General features: G+C 60.8%; 7 protein-coding genes. All 7 read right to left on the reverse strand.

Annotation, left to right across the window (positions count from 1 at the left end; all coding sequences use genetic code 11):
- Positions 1-100: 100 nt before the first annotated feature.
- Positions 101-1,099 (reverse strand): ADP-ribosylglycohydrolase family protein, encoded by a 999-nt coding sequence (locus tag ACSFE6_RS19415; protein ID WP_435429104.1) that lies wholly within the window; start codon positions 1,097-1,099, stop codon positions 101-103.
- Complete coding sequence (locus ACSFE6_RS19420; RefSeq protein ID WP_435429105.1) at positions 1,096-1,809, reverse strand: GntR family transcriptional regulator; 714 nt, start codon at positions 1,807-1,809, stop codon at positions 1,096-1,098. Before ACSFE6_RS19420 ends, ACSFE6_RS19415 begins: the two co-directional genes overlap by 4 nt.
- A gap of 187 nt (positions 1,810-1,996) precedes the next feature.
- On the reverse strand, positions 1,997-2,965 hold the full coding sequence (gene araH, locus ACSFE6_RS19425; protein ID WP_433741331.1) for an L-arabinose ABC transporter permease AraH: 969 nt from the start codon (positions 2,963-2,965) through the stop codon (positions 1,997-1,999).
- 12 nt (positions 2,966-2,977) lie between these two features.
- The gene (gene araG / locus ACSFE6_RS19430; RefSeq protein WP_435429106.1) at positions 2,978-4,522 is read right to left on the reverse strand and encodes an L-arabinose ABC transporter ATP-binding protein AraG; all 1,545 of its coding nucleotides are present in this window, start codon (positions 4,520-4,522) and stop codon (positions 2,978-2,980) included.
- A gap of 64 nt (positions 4,523-4,586) precedes the next feature.
- Positions 4,587-5,591 carry a substrate-binding domain-containing protein gene (locus tag ACSFE6_RS19435; protein WP_435429107.1) on the reverse strand — a complete coding sequence of 335 codons (1,005 nt, stop codon included), beginning with the start codon at positions 5,589-5,591 and terminating at the stop codon, positions 4,587-4,589.
- A gap of 124 nt (positions 5,592-5,715) precedes the next feature.
- Complete coding sequence (locus ACSFE6_RS19440) at positions 5,716-6,534, reverse strand: SDR family oxidoreductase (protein ID WP_435429108.1); 819 nt, start codon at positions 6,532-6,534, stop codon at positions 5,716-5,718.
- A gap of 284 nt (positions 6,535-6,818) precedes the next feature.
- Positions 6,819-7,694, reverse strand: a complete 876-nt coding sequence (locus ACSFE6_RS19445; protein WP_435429109.1) for an SMP-30/gluconolactonase/LRE family protein — start codon at positions 7,692-7,694, stop codon at positions 6,819-6,821.
- Positions 7,695-7,799: the final 105 nt, after the last annotated feature.

The raw sequence follows: 7,799 nt of genomic DNA on the forward strand, positions 1-7,799 counted from the left end.
GCGATGGACCTGAGAACGACGCGGGGTATCAGGAACCCTGCGTTATCGTTAACGTCCATCGCGAGTGAACTCGCTCCTACAGGGGAAGGCGTCAGTCCAGTCAGCGCAGGGCGAGAAGCCCTTTCACCAAAGGCTCAAGTTCCAGGTCATTGACCGCTTTGACCTTCTCGATCATCGCCGTCGGCCAACTCTCAAGCCCCAGACAAGCCCCCAGCATCGCCCCGAGAATCGCGGCGATGGTATCGGTGTCGCCACCCAGGCTCGCGGCCATGCACAGCGACTCGAAGGCGCCGATTTCGCCGACGGCCACTTGCTGGGCCAAGGCAAACGACACCACCACCGACTCCTGCGAGGCCACCGAAGTGCCGATCACGTCGTACAGCAGATCGGCGAGCATCGCCTTGTCGTTATCGACGCTGATCGTCCTTGCCCAGCTTATCCGTGATGCGATGCGTCCACCGGCGACCCAGTGGCCATGGCTTTCCGCTTGCTGGGCCATTTGCTGGCCGAGGTTCAACGCCTCGCCCAGGTCCAGGCCATTGATTCCGGCCGAGACCACCGCCGCCACCGCCGCTGCACTGGAGATGCCCAAGGTGGTGTTGTGGGTGACCTGGCAGGCCTGCACCACGGCGTCGATGAAACGCGCAGGATCGGCCACATTCGCGGCAATTCCGACCGGCGTGATACGCATCGCCGCACCATTGGTGGTGCCATAGCGCCCCGCCTCTTCCGGCGAATGACCGGCAAGGATCATCTCGATGGCGCGCTTGGTCGAAGGGCCGAGCAGGTCCTGCGAGCCCTTGGCCTGCATCTCGGCTTCCCACTCGATCAGTCGTTGGGCGAGCAGCGCCGGTTCGATCCGTCCCTGGCCATCGACCAACAACTGACCAACCAGAACGGCCTGCTCGGTGTCGTCCGTGATCGAGCCCTTGGGCATGTTGGCGGCAATCGGCTGAAGGGGACCGGCGTCTTGCAAGTCGATGATTTTGCCGAAGCGCGCCCTGATTTCGTCGCGGCTCAGAGATTGGGTCGGCATGCCCAGGGCATCGCCCAGGGCCAGGCCGTAGAACGCGCCCAAGGCACGGTTGAGCGCAGTCATTTCATGGTTCCAAATTGCAGGTGCATACGGAAATGCACAGGGTCGAGCAAGCTTTCCACCTGCTCCATGAAGCGGTTTTGCCGGTCGTAGGTGGTGCGCAAAGCCTTGAGGAATACCGTGCCGGCCGGACGCCCCAGCAGTTCGGCGTCTTCGGCATTCAGGGGTTCGGCGCCGATCCATTGATCGCCGCGCTCACCGATATAGCCGTAGGCCGCCAGGGTGATGGTCAGGGAGTTGTCGATCAAACCGACCCGAGGAAGGCTTTCCAGGCCTCCGGAGGCGGGCATCAATGAGCGTTCGAGGGAGACCAGCGTACCGTCGTTGGAACGGCGGCGACGGTCGAGGGTAATGAATTGGTCGGTGCCGAAACGTGGCAACAGGTCAGGACGGGTCACCGCCTCCAGCCGCAGCACTTCGGTATTGACCAGCGCGCCGCTGTCGGCCAGGGCCTGGGCCCAGCCGCTGCGCTGGTCGAGCGCCACACCGTCGAACGTGACGATGGAGCCCACCCCGCTTTGCGTCGCGATGTAATTGCGCCGTTTCAATTCGGCCAGGGCTTCACGCAAAGTACCTCGGCTGACTTTGAATTCCTGAGCCAACTGATGCTCGCCCGGCAGATGAAAACCGTCCTCCATGAGACCGCTTTCAATGCGCCGGATGAGTTCGTCGACCACCCTTTGTTTCTTGTCGAATCGTACCTGTCTAATCATGTACAAATTGATACCGGAAAAGGCCCGGAGCGGGCAAGGGATATTTAGGGGAAGTGACGGAAGGTGGGAGGATTAACACCTAACCTGTGGGAGCGGGCTTGCCCGCGAAAGCAATCTATCTGACACATACATAGCGAATGTGCCGACGCCTTCGCGGGCAAGCCCGCTCCCACAGGGAATTGCGGGGTTAGCGCTGTTTGAGGCGGTCAATCACGACAGCCAGCAACAAAATCGAACCCCGAATCACATACTGGTAGAAGGTATCGATGTTCTTCAGGTTCATCGCATTCTCGATGATCGCCAGAATCAGCACCCCGGCAATCACATGCCGGATCATCCCGATCCCGCCACTCAGCGACACCCCGCCCAACACGCACGCCGAAATCACCGTCAGCTCGAAACCCTGGCCGATCATCGGCTGGCCGGATGTCATGCGCGACGCCAGGATCACCCCGGCCAGCGCGCCAATCACCCCGTGTACGGCGAAGATGATGATCTTGGTCCGGTCAACGTTGACCCCCGCCAACAACGCCGCTTCCTGGTTGCCGCCAATGGCCATGGTGTTGCGCCCGTAGGTGGTGTAGTTGAGCAGCCAGCCGAAGAACAGGAAGCAGACGATGGTGATCAGGATCGGGACCGGCACGCCGAACAGTTGGCCGTTGCCGAACACGAAGAACGACTCCTGGGACACGCCTACCGCTTTGCCGTTGGCGAAGATGTAAGCCAGACCGCGCACGATCTGCATGGTCGCCAATGTGGTGATCAACGCATTGACCCGCAGCTTGGCGATCACGATGCCGTTGATCAGTCCGACGATCAGCCCCATCACCAGGGCCGCACTGACGCCAAGGAACACGCTGTTGGTGTCGCGCATCACCACCGCGGCCACCACGCCGGCACAGGCAATCACCGAGCCCACCGACAAGTCGAAATGCCCGGACGCCAGGCAATACAACATGGTGCACGCGGCGATGCCGGTGGTGGAAATCGCCAGTCCCAGGCCGCGCATGTTCAGTGGCGAAAGGAAGTTGTCGATCAGCAAGGTGCAGAGCACGAAGATCCCCACCGCTGCCGCCAGCATCACCCAGTCATCGAGAAAACGCCGCAGGTCCAGGGGTTTGCGCGCGGTCGGCAGGGTTTCGTTTTGGGTCGTCATCATAGTCACCTCTCAGTTCGCCACGCCGTCAGCGCGTTGGCGCGGCAAAGCCAGTTGCAGCAGGTTGGATTCATTGGCCTGTTCGCGGCTCAGTTCGCCGCGCATGGCGCCCTCGCACAGCACCAGGATGCGGTCGGAAATGCCCATCACTTCCATCAGGTCGCTGGACACCACGATCACTGCGATGCCGCTGGCGGCCAGGTTGTGGATGATCTGGTAGATCTCGGCCTTGGCACCGATATCGATGCCTCGCGTAGGCTCATCGAGCAGAAGGATTTTCATCGGCATCGACAGCCAGCGACCGAGGATCGCCTTCTGTTGATTGCCACCGGACAGGAACTTGATCGGTTGTCCGGCGTGGGGCGTCTTCACCCTCAGTGACTTGATCTGTTTGTCGGCATTGTCCTTTTCCCAGAGCCCGCGGATCAGGCAGCCAAGACCGGCGTGGGCGCTGCGGGCACTGATGTTGATGTTCTCGGCGACACTGGCCAGCGGAATGATGCCCTCCTTCTTGCGGTCCTCGGGGCACAGCAAAATCCCGGCGGCAATGGCATCGCGGGGCGAGCGCAGTTTCAGCTCATGGCCGCGCAGCTCCAGGCGTCCGGCGCTGTTGCGCTCCAGCCCGCTGAGCAGGCGAAACAGCTCCGTGCGACCGGCGCCGACCAAACCGAACAGCCCCAGGATCTCGCCTTTGTGCGCCTCGAAACTCACCGGCTCGCGCAGGCCAGGTCCGAGCAGGCCGTCGACCTTCAACGCCACTGCGCCACGCGGGCGAGGACGATAGTCGTAGATGTCCTGGATATCGCGACCGACCATGCAGGTGACCAGTTGATCGTGGGTCAGCTCGCCCATGTCTTCGAAGGTGCGCACGTAGCGACCGTCCTTGAACACGGTTACCGCGTTGCAGATGCGGAACACTTCTTCCATGCGATGGGAGACGTACAGCACCACTTTGCCCTCGTCACGCAGGCGACCGATGATCGCCATCAAACGATCGATCTCCCGCGCCGACAGGCTGCTGGTCGGCTCGTCAAAAGCGATCACATGGGCGCCACGGGACAAGGCCTTGGCGATTTCCACCAGTTGCCGTTGGCCGAGGGACAGGCGCCCGACTTTCTCCTGCGGGTCGATTTCGTCGGCCAGGCCCTTGAGGCAGGCCAGCGCCTGCTGGCGCAAGGTGCGTCGATTGATCAGGCCGAAGCTTGCAGGCAGATGACCGAGAAAAAGATTTTCGGCGACGGTCATTTCCGGCACCAGGTGCAGCTCTTGATGGATAACGGCAACACCGCTGCCAATGCTGTCGGCCGTGGACTTGAAGTCCATCGTTCGCTCGCCGATCTGCAACGTGCCGCTGCTCGGGATATAGGCGCCACCAAGGATTTTAAGCAACGTCGACTTGCCGGCGCCGTTCTCGCCCATCAAGGCATGAACCTGCCCCGGATGGGCGACGAAGTTGATGTTGTCCAGCGCCTTCACGCCGGGAAAGGTCTTGCCGATCCCGTTGAAGCGCAAGCTGCCACCTGCTGACTGCTGTTGTACTTGTGTTTGCGCGTGCATAACCACCTCATCACACAGATCAGGCAGCCCCGTTGCCGAGGCCGCCGATGAAATCAACCGGCCTTCAGTTCCACAGGCCGATCTTTTCCAGTTCCTGCTTGAAGTTGTCACGGGTGATCAGCGTCACGTCGTCCATGGCGGTGTACTTCGCCGGCTCTTTGCCGGTGGTGACCCACTCGTACATCATGCTGGCGGTGTTGTAGCCCTCGATGTGCGGACTTGGCAGCATCGAACCGTGGAAGCCGCTGTCGGGTTTCTTCAGTTCGCCAATGGCGTCGGTGCCGTTGATGCCGATGCCGATCACGTTCGCTGCGGCGAATCCGGCACTTTCGGTGGCGCGCACGCCGCCCAGCACGGTGTTGTCGTTCATGCCGCCGATGATCAGGTTTTTCGCCGCGCCCGGCAGTTTCACCAGCGCCGAGTTGGTGGCGTCCATGCTGCCCGGTACGTCGAGGGTTTTCAGGGCCGAGAACAGGATGTGATCCTTCGGCATGCCGGCATCTTCCAGCGCCTTGACCGAACCGTCGGTGCGCTTTTTACCGGTGTCGAGTTCGTTGTAGGTGTTGATCACCGCGTAAGTGTCTTTCCAGTCCCAACCGCGTTTTTTCGCTTCAGCCGCCATGGCACTGCCCTGCTTCTGACCGACTTCGAAGGCGGCCATGCCCAGGTACGGCACGTCTTCCATGAACTTGCCACTGGCGTCGACAAAACGGTCATCCACAGCGATCACTTTCAAATCGTTGAGCTTGGCCTTGGCCATGATCGCAGGGCCCAGGGACACATCCGGCGGGCAGATCACGAAGCCCTTGGCGCCATTGGCCGCCAGGCTGTCGATGGCCGAGAGGGTTTTCTCTCCGTCCGGCACGGCGATCTTGATCAGGGTGAAGCCCTTCTCCTTCCCGGCCTTTTCAGCGAACGCCCATTCCGTCTGGAACCAGGGCTCTTCGGCCTGCTTGACCAGGAAACCGATTTTCACTTCCTCGGCTGCAAACAGCGTGCTGCTGAGACTGAAAGCGGTAACCGCCAGAGCGGCACCGCACAGGGAACGGATGGCATGACGACGATTCATAAGCTGACTCCTTGTTATTTTTGTGAGCATTCTTTGAAAGCGTTCTTCGAAACCGTACTACCAATAGTCATATCGTATGATGATTGGATTTCAGGCGTAGCTGTGCGCCTGAAATCCCGAACACTCAGTCGTGGTACATCACCGAGCGCCCACCATCGATGGTGATACAGGAGGCATTGATGAACGGCGCTTCATCGCTGGCCAGGAACACCGCCGTCATCGCCACTTCGATCGGCTGACCGATGCGCCGCGGCGGATGCAGGTCGAAGGCACGCTGACGCTCAGCGTGAGGGTCGGCAAAGCCGTTCCAATAATCGACGTTCAATTGGGTTTCGATGTAGCCCGGCGCGATGGCGTTGACGCGAATGCCCTTGGGCGCATATTCGATGCCCAGGGCACGGGTCAGGCCGAGCAGACCGTGCTTGGCCACCGGGTACGGGAAGCAGCCCGGAATGATGTGGTTTGAATGGGTGGAGGCAATGTTGATGATGCTGCCGATGCCCTGCTCGATCATCTGCGGCAACACGGCCTTGCAGCCATACCAGGCGCCGTCGAGGTCGATGGCGAAGCAGCGACGCCAGTCTTCTTCGGTCATTTCCAGCGGGTCGCGGAACACGTTGACGCCGGCGCAGTTGACCAGCACGTCGATGCGGCCATGACGCTCGACCGCCAGTTTAGCCATGGCGTGCAGGTCCTCCTGACGCGATACATCGGCCTTGATCGCCACGACATCGGCGCCTTTGTCCCGCCAATGCGCCGCCACCTTTTCGACTTTCTCGGCCTGGATATCGCTGATGATCAGCTTGGCTTGCTGTGAAGCGAAGGTCGCTACGATGGCCTCACCGATGCCTTGGGCGGCGCCGGTCAGCAGCACGACTTTGTTTTTCAGGCGCTCGCCCTTCGGCGGTTCGGGCACCGGTGGCAAGGTAAGAGGTTCAGCCATGGATCAGGACTCCTGTACGAAAGCACGACGAAAACCGGACTCCTGTGGGTGTCCGGTCAGAAAGCTTTGGAGAAGAAACAGGCAGGCGCGAAAACGTTTCAGCATAGGGGCGGTCTGAATCGCTGACTCCGCCAAGGAGTGCGGGGGCATATCGCTGCATCACTTCACCTGTTTTGTTTTTTTAAGTGTGAGTGCGTGTAACTGAGCGTGGAACGATGGTGCCGACTATAAACCCGACCCGCAAAAAATCTCAATATATAATTTTGCATCCCATATTTTGGGATCTAACCTGCAAACAGGATGCATGGCTTGCCAGGGACATCGACTCGAATCGCCAGCACTGCGCCGTCCAACGGATGCTCGAGCGGGCTGGCGGCACTGGTGATGTACAGGGTTTTCAGGTCCGCATCGCCGAACACGCAACTGGTCGGACGGCTGACAGGCAGCTCGATCACCCGATCGACCTTGCCGTCCGGCGTCAATCTGAGTAGGCAACTGCCATCCCACCGGGCATTCCAGACATAGCCTTCGGCATCCATTGCCGATCCATCCGGACCGCCGCGCCGATGGGGACCGAACCAGGTCTGCGCGGGCTCAAGATTGCCGTCGGTGCGAATGAAATGCCGATACAGGGTGCCGTCCAGGCTGTCGCCGAAATACACGGCGGTGCTGTCTTCGCTCCACAACAGCGTATTGGGAATGCCCAGGCCGCGTAGCAACGGCGTCACCCGGGCGTCGCGATCAATGCGGAACAACCCGCCGGAGCGGCGCTCGATGGGCAAGTCTTCGCCTTGTTCACCGATGTTGTTTTGCATGGTGCCGAGCCAGAGCCGACCGAAGGCATCACAACGGGCCTCGTTGGCGCGGTTGCCCGGTTGCGGATCAGCGACGCAGAACAAGGTCAGGCGCGGTTCGAGCCCCGGTGAATCCAGATCGAGCCGATACACGCCACTGCTCAATGTCACCAGCGCATCGCCGCTTGCGCAGGGGATGAACGCCGATACGTGCTCCGGCATCTGCCAGATCTGCACGTTGGCGCCGATCAGCCGCAGCGCTTGCTTGCCGGCGATGTCTACCCAATACAGCGCCTGGGTCGGGGCATCCCAGAACGGACCTTCGCCGAGTTGGGCGCGGTGTTCGGTGACTGCGGTCCACTCCATGAAACCTCCTGCGTTGTTCTTGTTATATGTGGGAGCGAGCCTGCTCGCGAAGGCGTCGTTGGATTCAACTTCTCTACTGCCTGACACACTGCATTCGCGAGCAGG

Source organism: Pseudomonas baetica, from assembly GCF_051216495.1.
Taxonomy (GTDB): domain Bacteria; phylum Pseudomonadota; class Gammaproteobacteria; order Pseudomonadales; family Pseudomonadaceae; genus Aquipseudomonas; species Aquipseudomonas baetica_B.